Genomic DNA, 26,365 nt, shown 5'->3' with positions numbered 1-26,365 from the left:
CGACTGGTAAATTCTCACCATGACCCGGCGCGTGGAACTGGCCCTCGACCTGCCGCCGCAGGCGGTGAACGCGGGTGTGGGGGTGCACGGATCGACCGGCCCCCACGAGGTGTTCCGCCTCCCTCACCTGTGGCAGCTCCATCTGTACGGCTACTCGGGCACGTTGGCGCTGGGCGGCTCGACACATCCGATCCGCCCCGGATACGTGAGCCTGGTGCCGCCGGACGCGGAGGTGCACTTCCACTACGGCGCGCGGCGCTGCGAGCACTTGTACGCGCACTTCCGGCTGCCCGGCGGCGGGGAGCGGCGGACGGTGCCGGTGATGCAGGACGCCGGTGCGGACGCGGCGGTGCTGAGCGGGCTGCTGCGGCAGACGGTCGCGGCCACCGCCCAGTCCCCGGCGTGGGCGTCGGCGGAACTGTGGACGGTGCTGTGGCGCATGACCGGCCTGGCCGACACCGCCGAGAACCGCTCAAGATCGCGACACCCCGCTCTGCGGACGGCCCTGGCCCATATCGAGGAGCGCCTGGCCGGCCCCCTGAGCGTCCCGGAGGTCGCCCGCGCCGCCGGTGTCTCGCACACCCATCTGACCCGGCTGTTCCGCGAGGGGACCGGGGACACGGTCGTCGGCTACATCAGGCGGCGTCGCCTGGAGCGGGCCCGGCACCTGCTGGAGGCCTCGACCCTGGCGATCCCCGCGGTCGCGGCGACGGTCGGCATCCCGGACCTCCAGGCGTTCAACAAGGCGTGCCGCAAGGAGCTGGGGGCGTCGCCGCGCGCGGTGCGGGAGGCCGCGAGCGGGTGACGTGCTCGTCCCCGGCCTCAGCTGTCACCGGGAGCCCCCGTTTCCAGCAGCCGTCCCCCGTCCAGCCGCAGCCACCGGTCCACCTTGATCTCCGTGAGGAAGCGCTCGTCGTGGCTGACGACCACGAACGCGCCCTCGTAGGCGCCGAGCGCGCCCTCCAGCTGGCCGACGCTGACGAGATCGAGGTTGTTGGTCGGCTCGTCCAGCAGGAGCAGCTGCGGGGCCGGCTCGGCGCACAGGACGCAGGCCAGGGTGGCGCGCAGCCGCTCGCCGCCGGACAGCACCCCGGCGGGGAGATGGGCCCGGGTGCCCCGGAAGAGGAAGCGCGCGAGCAGGTTCATCCGCTCCGCCTCGGCCGTGCCGGGGGCGGACGCGGCGAAGTTCTCGGCCACCGTGCGGTCGAGGTCCAGCAGGTCCAGCCGCTGCGAGAGGTAGGCCACCCGCCCGTCGGCTCGCCTGACCTCTCCGGTGTCCGGCTGGAGATCGCCGCTGATCAGGCGCAGCAGCGTGGACTTGCCCGCGCCGTTGGACCCGGTCAGCGCGATGCGTTCGGGGCCACGGACGGCCAGGTCGACGCCGCCGTGGGCGAACAGGGGCCGCTCGCCGTAGCGGACCTGCATCCGTTCGCCGAGGAAGACGGTGCGCCCGGCGGGGACATTGGTCTCCGGCAAGTTCAGTACGATCCTCTGCTCGTCCCGCAGGGCACGGCCCGCCTCGTCGAGTCGGGCTCTGGCCTCGCCGACCCGGGCGGCGTGTGTCTGGCCGGCCCTGCCCGCGGACTCCTGCGCGCCACGTTTCATGGTGCCGGCGAAGATCTTCGGCAGGCCCGCGTTCTTCAGGTTGCGGGCGGCGTTGCTCGCGCGTCGCTCGGCCCGCTCGCGGGCCTGCTGTAGCTCCCGCTTCTCCCGCTTCAGCTCTTGCTCGGCGTTGCGGATGTTCTTTTCGGCGGTTTCCTGCTCGGCGTGCACGGCCTGCTCGTAGGCGGTGAAGTTGCCTCCGTGGAAGCGCAGTTCGCCGCGGTCGAGCTCGGCGATGCGGTCCATGCGGTCGAGCAGCGCCCGGTCGTGGCTGACCAGCAGCAGACAGCCGGCCCAGCCCTCCAGCACGTCGTAGAGCTTGTGGCGCGCTTCGAGGTCGAGGTTGTTGGTCGGTTCGTCGAGCAGCAGGACGTCGGGCCGCTTCAGCAACTGGGCCACCAGACCGAGGGTGACGATCTGGCCGCCGCTGAGAGTGTCCAGACTGCGGTCGAGAGCGATGTCGGCCAGGCCGAGCCGGTCCAGCTGGGCGCGGGTCCGCTCCTCGATGTCCCAGTCGTCGCCGATGGTGGCGAAGTGTTCCTCGCCCACGTCTCCGGACTCGACGGCGTCCAGAGCCCTGATCACCGCGGCGATGCCCAGGACCTCGGCCACCGTCAGGTCACCGGTCAAGGGCAGGCTCTGCGGGAGGTAGCCGAGCGTCCCGCTGATGGACACGCTCCCACCGCGGGGTCGCAGTTCGCCGGCGACCAGTTTGAGCAGGGTGCTCTTGCCGGCGCCGTTGGGCGCGACCAGGCCCGTACGGCCGCCACCCAGGGTGAAGGACAGGTCGTCGAAGACGGTGGTGTCGTCGGACCAGGAAAAGGACAGGTTGGAGCAGACGATAAAGGTGTCGGACATACGAGAGACCTTTGATGTGACGCGGGTGCGCTGAGGCTGCTGTCCCGCTGGAGGCATGGGGCAAGGGAACGACGACATGGCCACAGCGGCGGCGCTCCTCGGCGCCTGCCGGTGGCCGATCACATCCGGGTATCACCCGGAGATGTCGTCGTCACCCGCCATGTCTGGTCTCCCTGATGCACGATCTGATGCACGATGAATGGCCCTGCCACTTTAGCAGCAGCCTCGGCTATGCCCTCGCTATCGCCAGGACCGCGTTCTGGCCCCCGAAGCCGAAGGAGTTGGAGAGGGCGAGGTCGATACGGGTGGTGGTCGGGGCAGTGGGGATCTTGATGTCGAGGCGAGGGTCGGGCGTGTACAGATTGGCGGTGGGTGGCACACATTGGTGTTCGACGGCGAGCACGCTGAATGCCGCTTCCACCGCGCCGGCCGCGCCCAGCAGATGGCCGGTGACGCCCTTGGTGGAGGTCACCAGCGGGTCCGCGGTGAGCGCGCGGTGCAGCATGCGGCCCTCGGCCAGGTCGTTCAGCGGGGTGGAGGTGCCGTGCGCGTTGATGTGCTGGACGTCCTCCGGGCGGGCGCCGGCGTCCGCGAGTGCCGCGTGCAGCGCCGCCTCGATGCCGATGCCGTCCGGGTGCGGCGAGGTCACGTGGTGGGCGTCGGCGGTCGCGCCGTAGCCGGCGATTCTGGCCCGTACGCGTGCGCCACGGGCCGTCGCGTCGGCGACGCGTTCGAGGACGAGCACACCCGCGCCCTCTCCCGCGACGAAGCCGTCGCGGTCGGCGTCGAAGGGCCGGGAGGCGGTGGCCGGGTCGTCCTCGCGTTTGGACAGGGCGCCCATCTTGGCGAATCCGGCCATGACCAGAGGGGTGATCATCGCTTCGCTGCCGCCCGTGAGGACGATGTCACAGCGGTCGAGGGTGAGGAGATCGCGTGCGGTGCCGATGGCGCTGGCGCCGGAGGCGCAGGCGGTGGCCACGACCAGGTTGGGGCCGGTGGCCTTGAACTCGATGGCGGTCTGCCCGGCGAGCATGTTGGGCAGTTGCATCGGCAGCAGCAGCGGGGACACCCAGGCGGGGTTCTCCTCGATCAGCACCCGGTGCTGTGCCTCCACGGTGCCGGGGCCGCCGTCCGCGCACCCGAGGACCACCCCGACGCGGCCGCCGTCCCAGGTGGCCGGGTCGAGGCCGGCGTCGGCGACCGCCTCTCGGGCGGCGACCAGGGCGAACTGCACGAAGCGGTCCAGCCGGTGGGCCCGGCGGCCGCCGAGCAGCCGATCCGGGTCGAAGTCCGGGACACGGCAGGAGATCCGCACCGGGTTGCCCGCGAGTTCCGGGTCATGGGCGGCGGTGGGCCGCCCGTCCAGGGCCGCCTCCCAACTCGGCCCGACCCCGATTCCCGCCGGGGTGACCAGGCCGAGTCCGGTGACGGCGACATCGTGGCCGCCCATCAGACCCTCGCGCTCCGCTCTTCCATGAGGCGAGCCATGTCGCCGATGGTGGGCATCTCCAGTAGCTCGTCGTCGCTGATGACGATGCCGAACTCCTTGTCCAGCACGAGTGAGAGCTCGACGACGGCCAGCGAGTCGAGCTCGACGTCGTCCTTGGTGGCTTCCGGGACGACCTGCTCCGGTGTCACCTTGAGCTTGTTGACCAGGATTTCCTTGAGGATGTCGAACATGGCTGCGTTCCTTCCGAGGGGTGCCGGGGAGGTGGTGGCTGTGCTGAGGAGCGGGCGTCAGCCCGGCTTGACGTCCGGCCAGATAACGGTCGCGGCGCCCCAGGCCAGCCCGGCGCCGAAGGCGGTGAGCAGCACCCGGTGGCCGGCCACGAGGCTGCCGTCGGCGGCGGCGTCGACGAGCAGCAAGGGGATCGAGGCGGCGACGGTGTTGCCGTTGTGCGCGATGTTGGAGAGCCGTCGGCCCTCGGGGATGCCGAGATCCTCCGCGACCGTCGCGAGGATGCGTGCGTTGGCCTGATGGGCGGCGAGCCGGTCGATGTCCGCGAGGCCACAGCCCGCGGCCCGCACCGCCTGCCGGGACGCCTCCGTCATCCGTTGCACCGCGTGCCGGTAGGTGTCGCGCCCGGCCATCTGGAGAAACTCGTCGCCGGGGATCGCGGGCTCGCCCCCGTTGCGCTGCCGGGATCCGCCGCCCGGCACCTGGAGCAGGCCGCTGAGCGAGCCGTCGCTGCCGAGGATGACACGGCCGACCGCACCGGGCTCGTCCGGTGCACCGGCCCGCAGCACCATGGCGCCCGCCCCGTCGGCGAAGATCACCGCGGTGGCGCGGTCCTGCGGGTCGATGAGGGTGGTGAACGCGTCCGCGGCGATGAGCAGGACGCGACCGGCCGTGCCCGCCGCGATCAGCCCGGTCGCGGTGGCCAGCCCGTACAGGAACCCGGTGCACACGGCCGAGACGTCGAAGGCCGCGACCGTGCCGAGCCCCAGCCTCCAGGCGACCTCGGGCGCGGTCGCGGGGCACGCCCGGTCGGGCGTGGTGGTGGCGAGCACCACGGCGTCTATCTGTTCCGCGTGTTCCGGCCCCGCCGACTCCAGCGCCCGCCGGCCCGCCTCGACCGCGAGATCCGAGGTGGCCTGTCCGGGCAGCACCATGTGCCGGGACGAGATGCCGGTACGGGTACGGATCCACTCGTCGGAGGTGTCCAGGCGGACGGTGAGGTCGTGGTTGGTCACCGGGTTCGGGGGGACGTACGCCCCGATACCGGCGATCACGGACGCGGGCGCGTTGCCGGTCACGGCGACGCCCTCCAACGAACCGTTCATAGCTGCGCGTTCTCCTTACGCGTTCGGGCGTGGCCTACGCGCCGCCGGTGACCGCGGCCTCGGGGGTGCCCAGAGGGGCGTCGCCACGTATCTCCGTACGGGCGAACAGCCCGTTGACCGCCCAGGCGACCGTCTCTTTGATGACCCGCTCGGCGATGGGGTCGAGAATGCCCTCGAGGCTCGGGATGCCGAAGTCGAAGTCGGCGTCGAAGCGGACGATGACGTCGTCGCCGCTCTGCGTGATGTGCCACCGGCCGGCGAAGCTGTCGAAGTCGCCGTCGGTCTGTTCGAAGTGGATCTCACCGCGCTCGGGGAAGAACCGCTCCTCCTCGGTCCAGCGCAGCAGCCCGCTGCGGAAGTGGAGTTCCCAGCTCGAGCTGCCCTCCTCCGCGGGGAACGCGCTGTGCACGGTGGCGGCCTGCACATGCGGGGCGAGTTGCGGATACTTCTCCCACTTGACGACGTTCTCGAAGACGTATCCGGCCTTCTCGGAGCGCACTACGGCGTCCAGTTCCACGTGCCGCACGTTCAGTTACCGCCTTCCGGCATGGTGGCCGAGCCGCTGATCAGGTCGCGGGTGGCCTTGTCGAAGGAATCGAGGAAGAAGCTCACATCGCTGTCGGTGAGGGTGGCGGGCGGTGTGAAGCGCACCACCGAACTGCCGATCATCGAGTGGTTGGCGACGACTCCGTGGTTGAACAGCTCGATCAGCAGCTCGCCGGCCAGCCCCGCCTCGACCAGCTCCACGCCGATCAGCAGGCCCTGGCCGCGTACCTCCACGAGCTGGCCGGGGATGTTGCGGTGGGCGATCTCGGAGACGCGCGACAGCAGCAGCGCACCGAGGTCCATGGACTTGGACACCAGCCGCTCCTCCTTGACCGCCCGGATGGCGCCCTGGACGGCGGCCATCAGCAGCGGCTGTCCGGAGAAGGTGGCGGTGTGGACGTAGGGGTCCTTGTCGAACGGGCGGAACGCCTGGCGGGTGGCGACGGCCGCGGAGACGGGCAGGACGCCGCCGCCGAGGGCCTTGCCGGTGAGCAGGACGTCGGGGACCACGCCCTCGGTGTCGGCGCCCCACCACTCGCCGAGCCGGCCGAAACCGGTCTGCACCTCGTCGAGGACCAGGAAGCCGTCGTATGCGCGGACGAGTTCCTCGACGCGCTTGAGGTAGCCCTTGGGCGGGATGATCACGCCGCCCTCGCCCTGGACGGGTTCGAGGATGACGCACACCTCGCCGGGGTGGGCACGCAACTCCGCCTCCAGCGCCTCCGCGTCGCCGAACGGCAGGTGCTGGACGTCGGGAATCAGCGGGCGGAACGGCGCCTGGTAGACCTCTTTGGCGGTGGTCGACAGCGCGCCGAGCGTCTTGCCGTGGTAGCCGCCGCGCATGGAGACGGTGCGCCTGCGGCCGCCCGCACGGGCCAGCTTGAGGCCGGTCTCGACGGCCTCGGCGCCGGACAGCGCGAAGTGCACCCGGTCCAGGCCCTCGGGCATGACGGAGACCAGCGCCTCGGCCGCGCGGGCGACGGTGGGTTCCAGCAGGATGCGGGTGGCGGTGGGGTGGGTGTGCAGCTGGCGCTCCACCTCCTCCATGACGATGGGGTGCCGGGCGCCCATGATGAAGACGCCGTAGCCGCCGGCGTTCAGGAACCGCTCGCCGTCGCTGGTGGTCAGCCAGGCCCCGGAGGACTCCACCTCCATATGGCTGCCGAACAGCTCGGCGAGAGTCGCCCGCCCCTTGCTGAGGTGGGCGCGGTACAGGCTGAGGATCTCCTCCTCGGTGTCGACCCGGGGTCCCTGGATCACGGTCACGGGTAACGTCCTCCGGAATGCGCAGTGGTGAGTCAGAGCGGTTCGAGCGATGGGGCGGGCGAAGTACGTCGGCGGCGGGCCGTCAGGACCCGAAGACCGCCTCACGCGGGCTGGCGTCACGGGCGATGGACACGCCCTGAAGGTGCGAGGTCTTGAGCATCGGGTAGTTGGCCTCGCCGAAGACGCCGCCGGTCAGGCCGGTGCCGCCGTGGCTGGGCAGATAGGGCAGAAACCCGATGTGCGAGTCGTTGATCTTCAGCAGGCCGCCATTGACGACGCGCTGCACAAACGCGTCGATGACGTCGTCGGACTCGGCCCACAGCGAGTTGCGCAGTCCGTACTCGTTGCTGTTGACGAACTCGATGAACCCGTCGAGGAGTTCGTCGTCGCCGGACGGCTCCGGGACGACGACCGGCAGCAGTGGGAAGAACGTCTCCTGACGTACGACGTCGAAGCGGCGCGCGCCGGGCAGCCCGTTCACCCGCACCACGGTGGGCTGGAGGAAGACGCCGGTGTCCGAAGGGGTGCCGTCCAGTTCGGTGCGCCTGCCACCGGTGACCAGCTCCGCGCCATTGTCCAGGGCCTGCCGGAGCAGTCCGAAGAAGCGCTCGCTGCGGCGGACCGGGGACAGCAGCACGCCCTCGTCCTCCGGGTAGCCGGGACGTACGGTCTTGACCTGCTCCTTGACCGCGGCGATCAGCTCGTCCGCGACGGCGGGGTGCACCAGGACGCAGTTGGGCACCATGCAGATCTGCCCGGATCCGTAGAACGACTCACAGATCGCCTCGGCGGCGCGCTTCAGGTCCGCGCCCTTCCACACGACGATGCTGTCGTTGCCGGCCAGCTCCAGGATCGGCTTCTTGCCGTGTGCGACGCACTGCTCCTGGAAGCGCAGGCCCTCCTTGCTGCCGCCGATGTAGAAGATGTCGTCGATGAGCGGGCTCTCGATCCACCGGTCCAGCGTCTGCTTCGGGTTGGAGCAGACAGCGTTGAGCACACCGGGGGGCGCCCCGACCTCGTCGAGCAGCGGAGCGACGACGTCGCGCAGCACCCACATGGTGGACAGGGCGATGGAGCGGGGCGCCCGTACGACGACGGCGTTGCCCGCCATCAGGGCGAGCACCGCGAGGGCGGCGCTGGGCGCGGGGGCGTTCTGCGGCGGGTTGAAGGCGACCACGCCGTCGGGCTGGCGGCGTACGATCAGCCGCCGCCCGGCGTGCTCGAACTCGGTGTGCATCCGCTGCCGGTACCAGTCCAGGCTTTCCTCGCTGTAGACCTGGAACAGGCAGCTGAGTTCCCAGCGGGCCAGGCTGACCGGGTGCCCCTCGGAGACCAGCATGTCCAGGAACTCGTCCCGGCGGCGGCCGAGTGCTTCGCGGAACAGCGTGCCCAGCCGCATCCGGCGCTCCAGCGGGACCGCCGCCCAGCCCGGTGCGGCCGAGGCCGCGGCCTCCGTGGCCAGATCGATCGCCGCATCGGACGCGACGGCGCAGCGGCCCACCACGTAAGGATGCTCCGCGGCCGCGGATTCGGGATTCCGCTCCAGATCCCTTTTCAGGCTGACGCTCGTGAACACGTCTTCGAGCAGCGACTGTGCGCTGACGGTGTAAACCCAGCCGTCGCCCTCGACGTCCTTGCCCGCGATATAGAGCTTGTAACTGTGCAATGGGTTTTCACGCATCAACAGGCCCCCTCCCAGTCGGCCCCGCCGGCACGCTCAAGCGTGGCCCCTGGGCGGCGGAATGAACATGGGAATCAAGCTGACATCGGATTCGGGCAGTTGGATCGCCTCACCGATGCGTTGCATACCGAGCCGCTCCCACAGCAGGGCGTTCCGCTCGGACGAGGCCTCGCAGTAGCCTCCGAGGTCAAGGGTGACGGCGAGTCGCACCAGCTCGTCGGTGAGGGCGGTCCGGGTATCCGTCCCCCGCGCATCCGGGCGGACGGCCGCGAGCGCGACATGTCCGTGCGGCGGAAGGTCGCGCGGATAGTTCGTGTCGAGCGCTTCGATGAGCTGGAGGCAGCGTTTTTCCGCGGGGCCGGTGGACGCGGCGATGTCGGCGAGGAACGCCTCCTCGTCCTCCGCCGGTATGGGGACCGTCCTCCCCGAGGGCGAGGGCTCCCACACGATGACGCCGCTGTGGTCCGCCGTGACGATGGCGGTCCCCTCGTGGTCCAGCATGAACTTCACCCAGGCGCGCAGGAAACCGCGCAGGTAGCGCTCCCGGTCCGGAGTCCCGTGCGGTATCAGCCAATTGACGATCGGGTCGTCCTCGATAAAGGCCGCGGTAAGAGTGTCAACAATCGTGTCCAAGTCCGTGGACGTCTTCACTTCGATCACTTTCATCACTTCCCATCTGGAGTTCGCGAAACAGCGGGAAACCTGACCGCGCACTGTTGCCATACGCCGGTCAGCCAGTCGGCGGCGATCCCGATCGGGGCGTCCTGTGCGTTCCCGCTCTTCGGTAGATCGTCATCGAGTGATTCCTTCGCCCGATGAGGGGCGAGGCCGTACGACGGTGTGACCGTCGGCTCCGGGAACCCCGCGGAGGCAAAGCGCCGCGCGAATGCGTACGGCGGAGTGGGCCGGGTGGAGCCCTCGGGGGTGTACGGCAAGAAGAGGGGGGAGTCACCCGACGGTTCCAGGAGGCGCCCGGTCGCTTCACCGGCGGACAGCTGGGCATAGAGCAACGGCCGCTCGCCGACGCACTCCGCGCACAGGTCGAAGAGTCGCTCATCGGCGATGACCTGCCGCGGCAGGCACGACGCATGAAGGGAGGCCAGACGTTCCCGGTAGGCCTCGGTCCGGGTCGGCAGGGCGGGCGGGAAGACCGGGACCGGAGTCACTCCGGCCCGCACCATTCCCATGAAGGCGGTGATGAACTCACGCTGGTCCGAGAGCATGAGAATGGCGCGGTCCCCTGGCGTGAAACCGGCGGCAGCGACCCTTCTGCCGATGTCCTCGGCGGCCTCTTTGAGGTCAGCGAAGCTGAGAAATTCGGCCGACTCTTCTGAGACGAACGTGAACCCTCGGGTAGTAGACAACATTCTACTAATGACACGAGACAAGCTCACGTAACGGAAACCTCCACGTGTGCATTCCCCCCGGCAGGGGAACATTTACCCGGTAAGACACTCGGCATTTCCAGTGGCGTGCGGATGAACGTATCAACGTAGCCAATCGCGAACATACAGCGGCCGGTGTAGCCGTAACTGCACTCTCTGCGGATGCCCGCCATCCACCCTTGACCGTATTCGGCTCCGCTGTACTCCAGGACGGTGAGCCGGGCTTGGCCGGGCCGACCGGCAGGCGGGGAAAGGGAAGCAGTAATTCCGCGCCTTGTCGCAGGTGGGAAGGGGTTTGTGGTACGCCACCTGTCAAGTGGCGGTATGCGGCCTGTCTCTTCGGGCTACCGCACGGAGTGGAAACGATCCCGTGGCCGGAGAGCGGTGCCGCGCAGCAAGAACCCCATCCGCGTCCTTCATCACCTGTTCACCCGTTGACCGGGAAGGCCTGGATTCTGCCGACTTACGAGTAATCGACCACCTGCGCGGTCAGTTTTTCCTTGCGTGTGTCACCGGCTCATGCAAGGGTTTCTGGTGCTTGGTCGGCTGGTGCGGCCCAGAGGAGGGTCATTTGAACGGCGGGGGAAACAGTGATGTGGCGGCCGATGTGGAGACCACATTACTCATCGCGGATGCACATCCCTGGACGAGACTGGGGCTCTCCGCTCTCTTGAACGCGGTGCCGGGGCTGCGGGTGGTGGCTCAGGCCGCGGACAGTGAAACAGCTTGTACGTTGGCGGAGAGCGCCAAACCGGATATCGTCATCATCGACACCGATTTCCCGGACCTCGGCGGGGCGGAGACCATCCAGCGCATCTTGGAGGCGGACCCCGAGGACCCACCGACCGCGCTCCTCGTCACCTCGACGGTTGATGACAATGCCATATACGCGGCCCTTCATGTAGGTGCCCGCGGCATTCTCCTGAAGAACATCCCGCCGGAGCAGATGACCGCGGCCGTCACGGCCGCCGCCCGCGGCAATATGGTCTTCTCGCCCGGCGTCATGTCGCGTCTGATCGACATCTGCACCCATCGCACCACGCCACTCGAATACGACGGCTCGAGGCTGGCTACGCTCACCATGCGCGAGGCCGAGGTTCTCAAGCTTGTCGCCAAGGGGTACGGGAACTCGACCGTCGCCAAGATTCTTCACATCAGCGAAGCGACCGTGAAGACACATCTCAACCGCGCCATGGGAAAGCTGGAAATCAGCAGCAGGGCCCAAGCCGTCGCCCTGAGCTATGAGTTCGGCCTGGTGATACCGCGGCAGCGGGTCTCGGGCCCGATGTCGAACGCCAACAGCGCCTAAGCGCCGCACGACCTGGACGGCCCTCATCCGCCGTCCAGGTCCGGGTCGTCGGCCCTGACGCTGAGCGGACTTCCGGGGCGTGGGGCTCGGGTCGGGCGACGAGGCGGTGTGCGAGGCCGAGGAGTTCCGGTAGCCGCAGCGGGGGGTTGCCGGGGCCCGGCAGCGCCGCAAGAGGGTCGGCACCGTCGAGGGCGATGCGTACGAGTTCGTGGAAGACGGCAGTGTCTTCCCGGGCTGCGCGGTCGCCATGAGAGAGCCGCTGCCGGCCGCCCACCGCCGCGCCGACGACCACGCCGGCTGCCTGTTCCTTCCAGCGCACCTGAACAGGCTACTCGGGCCGAAGGGCGTGGTGTGCGAACCCGGGGCGATCTTATGCGCTCAAATCACATAGGACCCACTCATCCGGAATACGTGCATCTCGCCACTATGTCCATCGGTGCGTCCTATCATCGCCACTGGTTCGGTAATTCGCTTGAGACTGACGGGGGAAGCGTGACACTGACCGATCATCAGGCATGGGCACCCACCTCCCCATTCCGCTCGGAAGAGCGGGGGAGTGTGTCCGACGAAGAAGAATGGACCGAGGCACCGTCCGCGTCGTACCTGGACAGCCCGTTCAGAGGCGCGGCCCGCGACACCGGGCGCGGGCCCGTGGACGCGCACAGCGAGGCGGTGCGGGAACTGCTCGCCGAGCTCTACTCGGACGAGATGGAAGAGGCCCTCTCCGAACTGCTCGAGGAGACCGCGGCGTTACATGCCGAGCACGCGGCTGCTCTCGTGGGCGCCACGGCCTCGGAGGCGGCGGAGCAGCCGGTGCGCGAGCGTCTGGAGGCGCTCGCCGAGCAGGCCGAGCGGTATCTGGAGGCGCTCGCCGAAGCCGCGGGTGAGGCGGACACGCGCTCGCTCACCGAGGCCGAGCTGGAGAGCGTCTTCGAGTCGGTGGCACCGCCGGCCGCCCCGGGGGAGTCGCCCGCATTCGAGCAGTTCTTCGGAGCCCTGAAGAACTTCGCGAAGAAGGCCGTGAGCGGGGCGGTGAATCTGGCGAAGAAGGGCGTCCAGGCCGTCAAGACGGGTGTGCAGGCGGTGGCCAAGGTGATGCCCATAGGCCTCATCCTGCGTCAACTGCGCCCCATCGTCCAGCCGTTGCTGACGCGGGTGCTGAAGATCGGCATCGGCCGGCTGCCCGCCCCGGTCCGCCCGATCGCCACCCAGCTCGCCCGCCAGTTGCTGCGCGAGGCGCCGATGACGGAGGCCGAGGAGGCCGAAGAGTCCGAGGCGGCCGAGAGCCTGGCCCACGCCCCGGCCGCGCAGGCGCTCGGTGGGGATCCGGCCCCCGCCGCCCTGCTCAGCCTGGAACTCGCCGGTGCCACGGCCGGCCTGCTGCTGGCGCGCGACGAGAGCGAGCGCGAGGCCTGGGCCGCGGAGGCGGCGCAGTCCCTGTCCGGTGGGGCGGGCGAGGTGTACGGACAGCAGAGCCCGGCCGCCGAGGCCGAGGCGTTGGCGGAGGCCCGGGAGCGGTTCACCGAGGCGCTCAGCCGGCTGCCGGACGGCGGTGATCCGCGGCCCGCGCTGGAGGAGTTCCTGCCGGTTGTGATGGCCGCGCTGCCCATCGTGCGCAAGATCATTCAGATCGCCGGCCGGCAGAACGTCGTCGGAGCGCTGTCCAATCTGCTCGCCGCGCTCATCGGCAAGTTCACCGGGCCGCGCAACGCCCGCATCCTGGCGACGGCGATCGCCGACGCCGGGCTGAAGCTCCTCAGCCTGGAGACGGCCGCGGAAGCGCCGGAGCGGCTGGCGGCGAGCGCGCTCGCCGCCACCGCCGAGGACACCGTCCGGCAGCTGGCCCAGCTCCCCGCCGAGGAGCTGGAGGACCCGGTGCGCCTCGAGGTCGCCGCGGGTAAGGCGTTCAACGTCGCCGCCGCCGCGAACATCCCCTCCACCCTCCTGCGCGAGGACCTGGAGGAGACGGAGGCCCGCGGGGTGAAGGGCATGTGGGTGCCGCTGCCGCGCGGCGCCAAGGGACAGCTGCGCTACAAGAAGTACTCGCGCGTCTTCGAGGTGGAGGTCGGCGCCAAGCAGGCCGCCACGCTGCGCACCGGCGGCGGGACACCCCTGGCGACGGTGTTGCGGGACCGGTTCCGGGTGCGCGCCTTCCCCGTCCGGCTGAAGATCCATCTGTACGAGGCCGGCGCCCACACCTGGGCGCGCCAGATCGAGGCCGCCGAGCGGCGCGGCGCCGGCCGCGGAGGCGCCCGGCTGCTGGCCCTGCTGCCGCTCACCCGACAGGCCGCCGACTCCCTCCTCGGCCACCCCGGGCTCGGCATGGCGCAGGTCCCGAAGGTCGCCAAGGGGCGCCAACTTCCCAGCGGGGTACGGCTGTACGGCATCGAGCCGGCCGACCGGCCGCCGGGCTCGGGCCCGGCCCGGTCCGCGGGCGGCGGCGAGGCGGCGCCCGAGCAGCTGCGCAGGCCCACCGAGGTGCATGTCACCGTCGACGCCCCGGCGGGCCAGGAGAGCCTGACCATCGCGCTCCACCTGGCCGAGGAGCGGGCGCAGGAGATCCTGCGGTCGGCGGGCACACCGCCCGCCGTGGGCCCCTTCCTCGGCAGTCTCGCCTCCGCGCTGGCCGAGTCCACGGTCACGGCGCTGCTCGGCAGCGAAGGCCGGAATGTGCGGGTGTTCCGCGAGGCATACGAGCAGTCCTCGCATCTGTCCCCGGCGGACGAGGGCGAGGAGTTCGTCTCGTCGCTCCCGCCACGGCTGCGTGAGGCCATCGCGGAGGGGCTGAAGCGGGCGGCGGGTCAGGCGTTCGCGCAGTACTTCAAGGGCCGCGTCGACGAGTTCGCCCGCGCGCTCCAGGACCCGCGGGACGGGGTCACGCTGGTCGTCACCCTGCCCGGCGCCCCGCTGGTCGGGATCGTCACCGGCATCCTGGGGCGTCGGCTGCCCTCCCGGCCGGAGGTGTCCCGGGCCATCGGTGCGCTCGCCGCCGAGCCCGCCGCCAAGGTGGAGGTCAAGGCGGGCCACCACCGTGGTTGAGACGCTCCGGCCGAGACCCCGAGCGGTACCGGTCGAGACGCCTCCGCCCGCCGCTGTGCACGACGCGGCGGCCCCCCGGCCGCAGACCGCAGCCACCGCCACCGCACCGCAGGAGGGACCGGACACGGCGGCGCTGCGTGTCCAGACCGCCCGGCAGCTCGCGCACTGGACCGCCGCCACCGAGGGCCTGGCCCAGCCGGAGAACTTCGCTTCGGCGGCCGCCTGGGCCTCGCTGGAGCACCGGCTCGGCCTCGCGCTCCGCTCCGAACTCCAGCGCGCCGTGGACCGGCTGCGCCCGAAGGCCCGCGCGCTCACGGGCGCGCTGGCCCGGGCCCGTACGGTGGAGGAGTTGCAGGCCGTGCGCCGGGGTGTGGTCGCGGTGCGCCGCGACATCCAGCGTGTGGAGACGGTCGCCGACTTCTATGGCGACGCTGTCAACACCCGTACCGGGCAGCGACTGGCCGCTCTGCTGCGCGCCTGCGACTATCTCGCCGTTCGCAGTATGACGGCGGTTCTGCCGCGTCTCGGGCAGCCCGTGCCCGAGGTGCTCACCTACATCGACAAGGGGATGGGGGCCTCGATCCTGCGCGCCGGTGTGCGGCTGTGGGATCCGGCGGCGATCAGCCCGGTGGCGGCCATCAAGATCACCCGGCACAATCTGCTCCGGCCGACCGCCCTCATCCACGAGACCGGCCACCAGGTCGCGTTCCAGCTCGGCTGGAACGAGGAACTGGCCCGCGCGCTGCACGCCGCCGCCCGCCCGGGCGGCGAGGCCGTCGCCGACGCCTGGGCGCAGTGGGCGCAGGAGATCGCCGCGGACGCGTACGCCTTCGCGCACACCGGCTACGCGGCCCTGGCCGCCCTGCACGACGTCATCGCGGGACCGCCGCAGGCCGTGACCACCGTGCTGGTGGGCGACCCGCACCCGCCCGCGTATCTGCGCGTCCTGCTCGGCACCGCGATGTGCCGCGACTGGTACGGCAGCGGGCCCTGGGACGACATGGAGCGCGCCTGGCTGCGCTCATACCCGCTCGACGACCTGCCGAAGGAGCGCCAGGACGCGCTGCGGCGGGCCGTACCGGTGATCCCCCGGCTGGCGCGGGTGTGTCTGCGCCAGTCCGCGTCCGCCTTCCGCGGACGGCCGCTCGCGGCGTTGCTGGATCCCGGCCGGGTGTCGCCCGGCGAGCTGGCCGCCCTGGCCCGACGCGGCGGGCCCGCGCTCTACACATCCGACTACTGGGCCGATGCGGAACCACTCCGGATTCTCGCCCTGGGCTGCCTGCGGCTGTCGCTCGACGGCCCGGACGCGGAGCAGGCACGCGCGGAGTTCGAGAACTGGCTGCTGGCGCTCGGCAGGAAAGGCTGACCATGACCAACACGACCACACCCAAACCGATCGAGTCCGGCACCGCGGTCGCCATCGCGGCGGACCCGGCACCGAACCCGCTGCAGCAGATCGCCGAACAGCTGCGCCTGCTGCCGCGGCGGCTGGCCCGGCAGGAGCTCACCGACGAGGAGAAGCTGGGCGCGGCCTCGTTCAACTCCCTGTACGCGGAGTTCCTCACCGCGCACGACGCCATCGCCGGGCGCAAGCCGACACCGGCGTATCCCCCTTTCGCCACCCGCTGGAACGACGCGGCCGAGTCACAGGCGCAGCTCATCACCCACGTGGCGAACTCTCCGTCGAAGCCCGAGGCGTTCAAGGTCTCGATCAGGATCGACGGTGTGGAGCGGTACACCTACCCGGGCGGGCAGAAGCCTACCGTGGCCCCGGGCGGCTATCTCGTGGCTCCCGTGCGTATTCCGAACGGGCCCGGCCCCTTCGCCGTCACCGGCAGCATCGTCTACAAGGACACGGCCGACGAGACACGGACGTACAGCCCGGACACGACCGTCTCCCGCCGCCGGCTCTCCCTGCCCGCCGATGTCCTGACTCCCGAGAGGTGACCGACCCGTGTTTATGCAACTTGCCGGCGCCCTGCTGGCGGCTTCCCAGCCCAAGAAGACATTCGCGCAGGTGGCGGAGTTCCTCTCCCGGCAGACGGCGGGCGACCTGGCCTCGCTGATCGAGGCGACCTGGCAGCAGAAGAGCGAGTCCTTCCCCGTACGGGACCCCGCCTACGCCCGCGACGCCCAGGAGAACGCCAGAAGGGTGCTGACGAGCTTCCAGGGCACCGAGCTTCCGCTGCCGGAGAAGACCGACCATCTCATCTACGCCTACATGCTGGAGAACACCCGGATCCTGGAGATCTTCCGCCGCATCCTGGTGTCCTTCTTCAACACGGAGAACTTCAACACGCCCTCCGCCGAGACCCTGCAGTGGCTGGACCAGACCGAGCGGCTGTTCTTCCGCGACCCCGGCCCCCTCTCGGTGCTCGCCGTCACCGGCGAGCTACGGCCGGACGCGGACGCCGTCCGCCGCAACGCCTACCACCGTCTGCTCGGGCTCGATCTGAACCACGGCCGTGGCGGCAAGCCCGGGGCGTATCCGTACCACCGCACCGACGTCATCAACCAGCGCTTCCCGGTGGTCTTCGAGCAGCTGCTGGAGGAGGTGTCCATCGGGATCCAGCACTCCAGCAACACCTCGGGCGCGAATCCGACGGACGACTTCCGCATCCAGGACCTGGTCCAGGAGATCGGCGACGTCATGCTGGACCGGCGCGGCCCGTCGCAGGCGGGGCTGGCGCACGAGGAGTTCGTCGCGGTGACGTTCCTGTCCTGGCTGCATCTGGCGATCAGCTGGGAGAGCCCGGTGGTGCGGGACCTGCGGGCCACCGCCAGCACCCCGCATGAGCGGCTGCGGCGGCTCGGCGCCCGGGTCAAACTGGACGCACACCAGGACTCCCGGTCGTTCCTGCAACTCGGTCCGGATGTCTCGCTGCTGCTGTACTCGATCGAGCGGAGGCTGGAGCCGACCCAGCAGCCGGAGTACTTCTACACCCGCGGTTCGCAGCTGCGCCCGGTCATGGACCGGATCATCCACCACTGGTCGCATGTCACGGGCACCAACATCCGCTCCCGCGCCACCCGTCTGGACCCCGGCACCGTACGGGCGCTCGGCAACGCGAGCGTGATCACCTCGGCGCCCGCGTCGGTGGGCACCGGGGCGTCGGGAAGCCGGCACGGCGCGGCGGTGCACGCCGCGCCGAGCGGTGCCAAGGACCCGATGCCCATCCGCTGATCGCGGTGCGACGGGCGCCGGGTGCGGCCCCGGACATGGCTGTCCGGGGCCGCACCCGGGGTGCGCGAGTGGCGGGGCGCCGCGAGCCTCAGCCGATCGTCTCCGGGCGGTCGGGGTGCGACCACTGGGTGTGGAAGGTGCCGGGGCGGTCGGTGCGCCGGTAGGTGTGGGCGCCGAAGTAGTCGCGCTGGCCCTGGAGGAGCGCGGCGGGCAGACGGTCGGCGCGCAGGGTGTCGTAGTAGGCGAGGGCCGTGGAGAAGGCGGGGACGGGGATGCCGCGGCGGGCGGCGGAGGCGACGATCTCGCGCCAGGGCACCTGGGCGTCGGTGATCTCCGCGGTGAAGCTCTGCTCGCCGACCAGGCTGACCAGGTCGGGGTCGGCGGCGTAGGCGGCACGGATGCGGTCCAGGAAGGAGGCGCGGATGATGCAGCCGCCGCGCCAGATCCGGGCGACCGCTCCGAGGTCGATCTTCCAGCCGTACTCGGCGGCCGCGTCCTGGATCATCTTCCAGCCCTGGTCGTAGGCGATGACCTTGGAGGCGTACAGGGCGTGCTCGACCTGCGCGGTGAACCGTGCGGCCTCGGTGCGGCTGAGCGGGGGCGTGGTGCCGCCGGGCAGGCCGCGGTAGGCGGCGCGCAACTCGGCCTGGCCGGAGGCGGCGCGGGCGAAGGTGGCCTGGGCGATGGCGGTGACCGGGGAGGCCAGGTCCAGGGCGGTCTGCACGGTCCAGCGGCCGGTGCCCTTCTGGCCCGCGGCGTCGGCGACGACGTCGACGAAGGGGTCGCCGGTGTGGGCGTCGGTGTGGGCGAGGACCTCGGCGGTGATCTCGATCAGGTAGGAGCCGAGCCGGCCCTCGTTCCAGGTGCGGAAGATGTCCGCGATCTCGGCGGGGGTGTATCCGGCGACCTGGCGGAGCAGGTCGTACGCCTCGGCGATGAGCTGCATATCGGCGTACTCGATGCCGTTGTGGACCATCTTGACGAAGTGTCCGGCGCCGTCGGTGCCGATGTGGGTGGCGCACGGCTCGCCGTCGATCTTCGCGCTGATGGTCTCGAACATCGGGCCGAGGACGGTGTACGACTCCGTCGATCCGCCGACCATGATGGACGGGCCGTTCAGGGCGCCCTCCTCGCCGCCGGAGATGCCGGTGCCGACGAAGTGGAGACCGCGCTCGCGCAGGGCGGCCTCGCGGCGGCGGGTGTCGGTGAAGTGGGCGTTGCCACCGTCGATGATCATGTCGCCGGGTTCCAGCAGCGGGGCGAACTCGTCGATGACGGCGTCGGTGGCCGCGCCCGCCTGCACCATGATCACCAGGCGGCGAGGGCGCTCCAGGGCGGCCACGAACTCCTCGGCCGTCTCGGCGGGGAGGAAGGTGCCCTCGTGGCCGAACTCCTCGATGAGCGCGCGGGTGCGGTTCCCGGTGCGGTTGTGGACGGCGACGGGGTAGCCGTGGCGGGCGAAGTTGCGGGCCAGGTTGCGGCCCATGACTCCCAGGCCGGTGACGCCGAGAGAACCGAGGGAAGTAGAAGTGTTCATCGGGCAGTTCCTTGACTGTGGCAGGTGGTCAGGGGGCGGGCGATCCCGTGACAGCAGGTACGGAGCGGGGGCCGGGACGTTTCAATGCCGGTGGCGACGGCGGCCGGGTCTGTGCCCCGTGGGGGAGGGCGTCACTTGAGACTCGCCCGCATCTCCAGCACCACTTTTCCCCAGGGGTGGCCGGACTCGACCGCACGGAGGGCGGCCGGGGCCTCGGCGAAGGGGAAGATCTCCCGGACCTGGGGGTCGAGGCTGCCGTCCTCGACATGGCGCGCCAGTTCGACGAGTGCCTCCGCCCGGTTGGTGCGGGACAGCGGCCGGGCGCCGAAGCGGGCCGCGGTGTCCGGGTCGGCGACGGTGCGGACACGGCAGCCCGGGGACAGCAGCCCGGAGACCGTGTCCAGCCCGTCGCCGCCCACCAGGTCGAGCACGGCGTCGACACCGTGGGGGAGAGCCTTGGCCAGCCGGGCCGCGGTGGCCGCGGTGTCGTCGGTGTTGTAGGAGACGGGTGTGGCCCCCAGGGACGCCACGAAATCCCGCTTCGCCCGGGACGCGGTTCCCACGACCACCACGCCCCTCGACACGGCGAGTTGGGCGGCCGCCACCCCCACGCCGCCGCCGATGCCCAGGATCAGCAGGGTGTCCTTGGCGGCCAGGCCCAATTGGAGCAGGGCGTCGTACGCGGTCCCCGCCGCCACCGGCAGGGACGCCGCGTCGGTGTACGACAGTCCGTCCGGCTTCGGGACCGTGTGGTCGGCGGTCAGGACGGCGTGGTATGCGTAGCCGCCGCAGCCGCGCGCACTGCTGCCGAACACCGCGTCGCCCACCGCGAACCCCTCGACTCCCGGCCCGAGCCCTACGACCACCCCGGCCGCCTCGCGCCCGAGGACCGCGGGGAAGTCCAGGGGCAGAAACGACCGGTGCATTCCCTCGCGCACCTTCCAGTCCACCGGGTTGACGCCCGCCGCGTGCACCTCGATGAGGAGCTCTCCCGGTCCCGGGGAGGGGAGCGGAAGGTCCAGGAAGCGCTCCGTCTCCGGGCCGCCGTACGCGGTGAATCCGTAGGCGTTCGGCATCGTGGTCAGCCCTTCTGTACGGAGACGAGGTTCCGGCGCTGCTCGCGGCGTTCCCGCTGGCGCCCCGGGTCCGGTACGGGCGCGGCGAGCATGAGCCGTTGCGTATAGGGGTCCCGCGGGCTGCTGGTGACGGCCGTCGCCTCCCCCGACTCCACGATCCGGCCGCGGTACATCACGGCCACGCGGTGGCTGACGCACCGCACGACCGACAGGTCGTGGGTGATGAACAGATAGGCGACGCCGGTGCGTTCCTGGATCTCGACGAACAGCTCCAGGACCCGTGCCTGGGTGGACAGGTCCAGCGCGCTGACCGGCTCGTCGCACACGATCAGCCGCGGGTCGCGGCACAGCGCCCGGGCGATCGCGACGCGCTGGCGCTGACCGCCGGAGAACTCCCGGGGCAGCCGGTGTGCGGCGTCGGCCGGCAGATGCACCTGGTCGAGCAGCGCGCGGACCCGCTCCTCGGCCGAGGAGCGGGCGGTGCCCGAGACGAGCAGGGGCTCGGTGAGGATGTCGCCCACGGTCATCGCGGGGTTCAGCGAGGTGTAGGGGTCCTGGAAGACGACCTGGATCTCGGCGCTCAGCGCACGCCGCTCGCGTGCGCCCAGCCGTGAGATCACCCGGCCCGCGTAGCGGATCTCGCCCTCGGCCACCGGAGCGAGCCCGAGCACCGCCCGCCCGAGAGTCGTCTTGCCCGAGCCGGACTCGCCGACAAGACCCACCGTCTCGCCGGGCCGGATGTCCAGGGAGACGCCGTTCAGGGCCCGGAACGGCTGCCTGCGCCGGCCCTTGGCCGTGTACTCCACCACCACGCCGTCGACGTCGAGAACGCTGCTCGGTGCCTGTGTCGGTGTCGTGCTCATACCTTCTCCTGGAGGGGCGCGTCCGTCGCCGGAGCTTGCTGAAGGGGGGTGCGGGGCGGGGCGTCCTCCAGCGTCGAGTCCAGCAGCATGCGCGTGTACTCGTGCCGTGGCTCGGCGAACAGTTGCCCGGCCGGGGCGGTCTCGACGACCTCGCCGCCCCGCATGACGGCCACGCGATCGCAGATGTCCGCGACCACACCGAAGTTGTGCGTCACCAGAACCAGACCCATCTGCCGCTCCTGCTGCAACTCCCGCAGCAGGTCCAGCACCTCGGCCTGGACGGTGACATCCAGCGCGGTGGTGGGCTCGTCCGCGATCAGCAGGTCGGGGTCGCAGGAGACGGCGCCCGCGATGAGGACCCGCTGGGCCATGCCGCCGGAGATCTGGTGCGGATAGGCGTGGTAGACGCGCTCCGGTTCGGCGATCCCGACCCGCTCCAGCAGGGCCAGGGCCTTCTGCCGAGCCTCCCGCGCCGTCAGCTTCAGATGCAGACGCATGGGGTCGGTGAGCTGGGTGCCGATACGGAAGGTGGGGTCGAGGTTCGACATCGGCTCCTGGGGGACGTAGGCGATGCGGCAGCCGCGCAGCGCGTTCCGCTCCTTGCGCCCGAGTCCTTGCAGGTCGCGGCCGTCGAAGCTGAGCCGGTCGGCTTCGCTTCGGGCCTCCGGGGGCAGCAGGCCGAGGATGGAGAACGCCGTCTGGCTCTTGCCGGACCCCGACTCGCCGACCAGGCCGACCACTTCACCGCGGCGTACGGTGAGCGACACCCCGGCCACCACGGCGCGCTCCCCGTCGCGGGTGGGGTAGGTCACCCGCAGGTTCTCGACGGCGAGGAGGCTGTCGTCGTCGGTCGGCCCGGAGGCGCTCGGCCGTGCCACCTTGGGCCGCCGGGGCCGCCGGGTCGGCGGGGCGCCCGTCTCCAGGAGCGCGTCGCGCAGGGCGTTGGCAAGCAGACCGAGCGCCGCCACGGTGACCACGATGGCGAGGCCCGGGGCCACCAGCAGGGAGGGCTTGGTGTACAGGTTCGCGAACGCGTCGTTCAGCATCGCGCCCCAGCTGGCCTGCGAGGCCGAGCCGAGGCCGAGGAACTCCAGGCCCGCCTGGATGACGACGGCCACGCCGAACATCTGCGCCGACTGGATGATGGTGGGTGCCTGCACCACCGGCAGGATGTGCCGGCGCACGATACGGGCGTCGCCGAGCCCGGAGACGCGGGCGGCGTCGACGTACAGCTCCTCGCGCACCGAGGTGACGGAGGCCCGTACGAGACGGAAGACACCGGGGGCGAGGATCACCCCGAGCACGGCCATCGCCGCGTGGGTGTTCGGGCCGATCGCGGCGATGGCGACCAGCAGCACCATGATGGCGGGCGCGGCCATGAGGAGGCTCGCCACCCAGCTGGTGACGGCGTCGAGCCAGCCGCGGTAGTAGCCGGCGAGCAGACCGACCGGAACACCGATCAGCAGGGCGACCGCGACGGCGATGAACCCGCCGAGCAGGCTGACCCGGCCGCCGTACAGGAGCCGTGCGAGCACATCCCGGCCGACGCTGTCCGCGCCCAGGGGGTGGCTCCCGCTGGGCGAGGCGAAGGCATCGTTCAGGGCGGAGCGGGCGGGGTCGGCGGAGGTGAGCAAGGGGGCGAGGACGCAGGCCGCGACGGTGAGCGCCAGCAGGATCAGACAGACCAGGGCCACGGGGTTGTGCAGCAGGCGGCTCAGCAGATGGCCGCGTCGGCGGGTGGCTCCGGGCGCGGGGTCGGGTGTGTTGGATGTGTTCACAGGTGCGGGAATCGTCATCGGACACGCACTTTCGGGTTGAGCCAGCCGTAGGCGACGTCCACCAGCAGGTTGACCGCCACAACGATGAGGACGAGATAGACCACGACGCCCATGACGAGCGGAGTGTCGCCGTTGACGGTCGCCGTCACCGCGGCGGAGCCGACGCCCGGGAGCCCGAAGACCTTCTCGATGACGACGGCGCCGCCGACCAGGGAGATGAACTGCAGGGAGAGCACGGTCAGCGCCGGGGGCGCCGCGTTGCGCAGGACATGCCGGAAGAGCACCCGTCGTTCGCTCAGCCCGCGGCTGCGCAGAGTGCGGACGAAGTCCTGGCGCAGTACGTCGATGACCGAGCCGCGCACCTGCTGGGCGGTGGCGGCGATGGCGCCGATGGCAAGCGAGACCGCGGGGAGGGTGATGGACTGGAACCAGCCGGAGAGGGAGGAGCCGAGCGGCACGTACCCGGTCGCCGGAAGCCACCGCAACTGGACGGCGAGGGTGGCGGAGAGCATCAGCGCCATCAGGAAGCTCGGTACCGCGTATCCGACGATGGCGGTCGCCTGGACCACCCGGTCCAGCCACCCGCGTCGCACGGCTGCGGCGATGCCCAGGACGACGCTGAGGACCGTGGCCAGCAGGAGTCCGCTCACCACGATGGACAGCGACACCGGTGCCTTGAGCAGCAGGCTGTCGGATACGGACTCACCGCTGAACCAGGAGGTCCCGAAGTCACCCCGGACGGCGTGCGTCAGCCAGTCCCCGTACTGGGTGATCCACGGCCGGTCCAGACCCAACTCGTGTTTCTTCAGGGCGAGTTGTTCCGGCGTCGCCATACTGCCGGCGATGTTGCGCGCGGCGTCGGTCCCGGTGAGGCTCATCATCGCGAACGCCGTCGTCGCGAGGACGTACAGGAGCACCAGGCCGGCCGCGACGCGGCGAACGAGAAAGGTCAGCATCGCGTTCTTCCTTCTGCGTCGACGTGTGCGAGAGCTGCCGCGGACGGGGCGGGGCGGGGAGGGGCCCCGCCCCGCCGTGCGTCAGCTTGCGGGGGCCATGTCGTAGATCGGTACCGCCGACACAAAGGCCCGCGGGGTCACCTTGATCTTCTTGGAGTTGCCCTGGACGGCGTCCAGCACGTCCCAGGGCGCGTTGAAGGCGTTGTCCTGAAGATAGACGTTGATATCGCGGAACGCGGCGGTCTGTGCGGCGCCGCTCGCCTTCTGCGCCTTGTCGATCATCGCGTTGAGCTTCGGGTCGAAGTCCTTGGCGGGGTTCCAGGCCGCGCCCCGGGTCAGCTCGGACTGGATGAAGTCCCACGGCTGTCCGGACTGGAGCTTGAACCACGACATCGCGTACTTGCCGGACTGGAGGGCGCTGAACAGCTCGGTGAACGGGATCTTGTCCACCTTGACCTTGATGCCGATGTCCTCCAGGGCCTGGGTCATGACGGCCTGCTGGCTCGGCGCGACGGAGGAGACGTCGGGCATGGTGACGGTGAAGCCCTTGGGGTAGCCCGCCTCGGCGAGCAGTTTCCTGGCCTTGGCCGGGTCGTAGGCGTAGTTGCTGTCCAGTGACTTGTCGTACCAGGTGGAGCCTGCGGTCGCCATCTGTGAGGTCGCCGTGGCGTAACCGAGGTTGACCTTCTTGACGATCGAGGCCCGGTCGAAGGCGTGGTTCAGGGCCTGGCGCACCTTCACCTTGGCCAGGGCCGGCACGATCTTGCCGGCGCGGTCCCAGATGTAGAGCCCCTCGACGCTGTCGGGGTGCGCCTGCACCTGCAGGCCCCGGCTCTTGACCTGCTGGGCGGTCTGCGGGGTGATGCGGGCCCAGTCGACCTGCCCGCCGAGCAGGGCGTTGAGGCGCGCGGTGGGATCGCCGATGTTCTTGATGACGATCTTCTCGAAGGGGTAGGCCTTCTTGTTCCAGTAGTCGGCGTTGCGGGTGAAGGTGTACGTGCTGCCGTTGGTCGTGGCGGCCTTGTCCAGGACGTACGGCCCCGAGCCGACCGGCCCGTTTTTCGCCTCGAGGGCCTTGGGGCCGGCGATCATGCCCGAGGGGTCGCCGAGGTTCACCACGAGCTGGGGGTCGGGCGCCGACAGGTGGATGGCCACGGTCGAGGGGTTCACCACGTCGACCGAGCTGATGGCCCGGAGCTTGCCGGCGGCCTCGTTGGTGCCCTGCTTGTTGTGGAGCAGACTCTCCTTCACCGCGGTGGCGTCCAGGGCCGTGCCGTCGGTGAACTTCACGTCCGTCCTGAGCTTCATGGTCAGCACGGTGCGGGCGCTGTCGTAGGACCAGGAGGTCGCCAGGTTCGGTTCGGGGTTGGCCTTCGAGTCCAGCCGGACCAGGGAGTCGAAGACGGGCTCGTAATACTGGATGTTGTCGCCCAGGGCCGCGGACGCCAGGTCCCAGCCGGTGTGGGCGTTGCCGATGGCCAGCGTCAGCGTCCGGTTTCCGGTGGTGGACGCCGTGCCGCCGGAGCCGCCGCACGCCGACACGGACATGAGGGTGAGGGCCACCCCCGCCATGACTGTTTTTCGCATGTCGTCCCTCTCAGGGTGCCGTGCTCAGTGCTGCTGCCGGGCCCACTCGCCGCAGAGCCGGACGCTCTCCTCGGGCGTGGCCTGGGCGCCGCGGTCGACCTCGATCACCAGCCAGCCGTCGAAGGTGTCGGGCAGCGCGGCCAGGGTGGCCGGGATGTCGACCGAGGCGTGTCCGGGCTCGGCCCACAGGCCGGCCAGCACGGTCTGCTGGTAGGTCCAGCCCTCGGCGCGGCCGCGCTCGGCGATGTCGGTGTGGAAGTCCTTGACGTGCATGCTCGCGACCCGGTCGGCGTAGTCGCGGATCAGGCCGATGACGTCGGCACCCGCCCAGCCGAGGTGGCCGATGTCCGGGCCGAAGGAGAGGACGTCCGCGGGCACGCTGTCGAGGATGAAACGGGTCTCCTCCTCGGTCTCCGCCCAGGTGCCGATGTGCGGGTGGAACGCGGCGGTGACGCCGTTGGCCCTGGTGGTCTCGCCCATGCGCGCGAACACGTCGCGCACCCGCTCCAGGCGCTCGGGGGTGGCCTCGGCGCCCACGGCCGGGCGGTGCACACGGGGGGCCTGCTTGCTCATGCCGGTGGCCACGAAGACCGTCGGCAGGCCCAGTTCGGCCATCTGGGTGCTGATGCGGTCGGTCTTGTCGAGCAGCTCGGCGAGGCTCGTCTCGTCCTCGGGCAGGGGGCCCGAGATATAGCCCGGGGCGGGCGCGAGACCGTGGTCCTCGAGCAGCCGGCCGTACTGGGCGGTCGTCATGTCGGAGGGCACCTCCGCGTGCACGGAGCCGATTCCGGCCGCGTGGATGACCTTGAGGCGCTCGGGCAGGGCCGGTGCCAGAGCGGGGTCGATCCAGCCGTCGTCGGTGGCGATCCACTGCAGGGGGTTGATCGCGATCTTGTCCTGGCCGATGGTCATGC

General features: G+C 70.7%; 22 protein-coding genes. 6 read left to right on the top strand and 16 right to left on the bottom strand.

Features of this window, described 5'->3' with window-relative positions; all coding sequences use genetic code 11:
* Window positions 1-19 precede the first annotated feature (19 nt).
* Window positions 20-805: a helix-turn-helix domain-containing protein gene (locus ACWY4P_RS01930; protein WP_456208330.1), complete on the top strand. Its 786-nt coding sequence runs from the start codon at window positions 20-22 to the stop codon at window positions 803-805.
* A gap of 17 nt (window positions 806-822) precedes the next feature.
* On the opposite strand, the gene abc-f is transcribed toward ACWY4P_RS01930, so the two are convergent.
* The 9 genes from abc-f to ACWY4P_RS01885 all read right to left on the bottom strand — a co-directional run bounded on the left by abc-f (window position 823) and on the right by ACWY4P_RS01885 (window position 10,131).
* On the bottom strand, window positions 823-2,460 hold the full coding sequence (abc-f, locus tag ACWY4P_RS01925; RefSeq protein WP_456208329.1) for a ribosomal protection-like ABC-F family protein: 1,638 nt from the start codon (window positions 2,458-2,460) through the stop codon (window positions 823-825).
* Between the two features lie 229 nt (window positions 2,461-2,689).
* Complete coding sequence (locus tag ACWY4P_RS01920; RefSeq protein WP_456208328.1) at window positions 2,690-3,910, bottom strand: beta-ketoacyl-[acyl-carrier-protein] synthase family protein; 1,221 nt, start codon at window positions 3,908-3,910, stop codon at window positions 2,690-2,692.
* Complete coding sequence (locus tag ACWY4P_RS01915) at window positions 3,910-4,140, bottom strand: acyl carrier protein (RefSeq protein WP_456208327.1); 231 nt, start codon at window positions 4,138-4,140, stop codon at window positions 3,910-3,912. The genes ACWY4P_RS01920 and ACWY4P_RS01915 overlap by 1 nt, the downstream gene beginning before the upstream one ends.
* A gap of 57 nt (window positions 4,141-4,197) precedes the next feature.
* Window positions 4,198-5,244: a beta-ketoacyl-ACP synthase III gene (locus ACWY4P_RS01910; protein ID WP_456208326.1), complete on the bottom strand. Its 1,047-nt coding sequence runs from the start codon at window positions 5,242-5,244 to the stop codon at window positions 4,198-4,200.
* A 34-nt stretch (window positions 5,245-5,278) separates the two neighbouring features.
* Window positions 5,279-5,770 (bottom strand): type II toxin-antitoxin system RatA family toxin, encoded by a 492-nt coding sequence (locus ACWY4P_RS01905; protein WP_456208325.1) that lies wholly within the window; start codon window positions 5,768-5,770, stop codon window positions 5,279-5,281.
* A gap of 2 nt (window positions 5,771-5,772) precedes the next feature.
* Window positions 5,773-7,056, bottom strand: coding sequence for an aspartate aminotransferase family protein (locus ACWY4P_RS01900; RefSeq protein ID WP_456208324.1), 1,284 nt, complete (start codon window positions 7,054-7,056; stop codon window positions 5,773-5,775).
* Window positions 7,057-7,138: 82 nt separating this feature from the next.
* Entirely contained in the window at window positions 7,139-8,737 is a 1,599-nt protein-coding gene (locus ACWY4P_RS01895; RefSeq protein WP_456208323.1) for an aldehyde dehydrogenase family protein, read from the bottom strand.
* A gap of 36 nt (window positions 8,738-8,773) precedes the next feature.
* Window positions 8,774-9,388, bottom strand: coding sequence for a hypothetical protein (locus ACWY4P_RS01890; RefSeq protein WP_456208322.1), 615 nt, complete (start codon window positions 9,386-9,388; stop codon window positions 8,774-8,776).
* Window positions 9,389-9,402: 14 nt separating this feature from the next.
* A complete protein-coding gene (locus ACWY4P_RS01885) occupies window positions 9,403-10,131 on the bottom strand; it encodes an AMP-binding protein (protein ID WP_456208321.1) in 729 nt (242 codons plus the stop codon).
* A gap of 562 nt (window positions 10,132-10,693) precedes the next feature.
* Between ACWY4P_RS01885 and ACWY4P_RS01880 the strand changes: the two genes are divergently transcribed.
* The 5 genes from ACWY4P_RS01880 (at window position 10,694) to ACWY4P_RS01860 (ending at window position 17,654) form a co-directional block, all read left to right on the top strand.
* Window positions 10,694-11,431: a LuxR C-terminal-related transcriptional regulator gene (locus ACWY4P_RS01880; protein WP_456208320.1), complete on the top strand. Its 738-nt coding sequence runs from the start codon at window positions 10,694-10,696 to the stop codon at window positions 11,429-11,431.
* A 558-nt stretch (window positions 11,432-11,989) separates the two neighbouring features.
* The gene (locus ACWY4P_RS01875; protein ID WP_456208319.1) at window positions 11,990-14,470 is read left to right on the top strand and encodes a hypothetical protein; all 2,481 of its coding nucleotides are present in this window, start codon (window positions 11,990-11,992) and stop codon (window positions 14,468-14,470) included.
* Window positions 14,463-15,836, top strand: coding sequence for a hypothetical protein (locus ACWY4P_RS01870; RefSeq protein WP_456208318.1), 1,374 nt, complete (start codon window positions 14,463-14,465; stop codon window positions 15,834-15,836). Before ACWY4P_RS01875 ends, ACWY4P_RS01870 begins: the two co-directional genes overlap by 8 nt.
* Before the next feature lie 2 nt (window positions 15,837-15,838).
* Entirely contained in the window at window positions 15,839-16,417 is a 579-nt protein-coding gene (locus ACWY4P_RS01865; RefSeq protein ID WP_456208317.1) for a hypothetical protein, read from the top strand.
* Window positions 16,418-16,424: 7 nt separating this feature from the next.
* Window positions 16,425-17,654, top strand: coding sequence for a hypothetical protein (locus tag ACWY4P_RS01860; RefSeq protein WP_456208316.1), 1,230 nt, complete (start codon window positions 16,425-16,427; stop codon window positions 17,652-17,654).
* Window positions 17,655-17,742: 88 nt separating this feature from the next.
* Here ACWY4P_RS01860 and gndA read toward each other — a convergent pair whose 3' ends face one another.
* From gndA to ACWY4P_RS01825, 7 genes are all read right to left on the bottom strand, one after another.
* Entirely contained in the window at window positions 17,743-19,191 is a 1,449-nt protein-coding gene (gene gndA / locus ACWY4P_RS01855) for an NADP-dependent phosphogluconate dehydrogenase (RefSeq protein WP_456208315.1), read from the bottom strand.
* A gap of 131 nt (window positions 19,192-19,322) precedes the next feature.
* The gene (locus ACWY4P_RS01850) at window positions 19,323-20,267 is read right to left on the bottom strand and encodes an NADP-dependent oxidoreductase (RefSeq protein WP_456208314.1); all 945 of its coding nucleotides are present in this window, start codon (window positions 20,265-20,267) and stop codon (window positions 19,323-19,325) included.
* A gap of 5 nt (window positions 20,268-20,272) precedes the next feature.
* A complete protein-coding gene (locus tag ACWY4P_RS01845; protein ID WP_456208313.1) occupies window positions 20,273-21,130 on the bottom strand; it encodes an ATP-binding cassette domain-containing protein in 858 nt (285 codons plus the stop codon).
* The gene (locus ACWY4P_RS01840) at window positions 21,127-22,926 is read right to left on the bottom strand and encodes a dipeptide/oligopeptide/nickel ABC transporter permease/ATP-binding protein (RefSeq protein ID WP_456208312.1); all 1,800 of its coding nucleotides are present in this window, start codon (window positions 22,924-22,926) and stop codon (window positions 21,127-21,129) included. Before ACWY4P_RS01840 ends, ACWY4P_RS01845 begins: the two co-directional genes overlap by 4 nt.
* On the bottom strand, window positions 22,923-23,864 hold the full coding sequence (locus tag ACWY4P_RS01835) for an ABC transporter permease (protein ID WP_456208311.1): 942 nt from the start codon (window positions 23,862-23,864) through the stop codon (window positions 22,923-22,925). The genes ACWY4P_RS01840 and ACWY4P_RS01835 overlap by 4 nt, the downstream gene beginning before the upstream one ends.
* 81 nt (window positions 23,865-23,945) lie before the next feature.
* Window positions 23,946-25,451, bottom strand: coding sequence for an ABC transporter substrate-binding protein (locus tag ACWY4P_RS01830; RefSeq protein WP_456208310.1), 1,506 nt, complete (start codon window positions 25,449-25,451; stop codon window positions 23,946-23,948).
* 24 nt (window positions 25,452-25,475) lie between these two features.
* The gene (locus ACWY4P_RS01825; protein WP_456208309.1) at window positions 25,476-26,363 is read right to left on the bottom strand and encodes a sugar phosphate isomerase/epimerase family protein; all 888 of its coding nucleotides are present in this window, start codon (window positions 26,361-26,363) and stop codon (window positions 25,476-25,478) included.
* Window positions 26,364-26,365 lie beyond the last annotated feature (2 nt).

The sequence above is a fragment of the Streptomyces sp. LZ34 genome, from assembly GCF_053890475.1.
The sequence above is the reverse complement of the archived record's forward strand: the minus strand, read 5'-3'. Positions and strand labels throughout refer to the sequence as shown.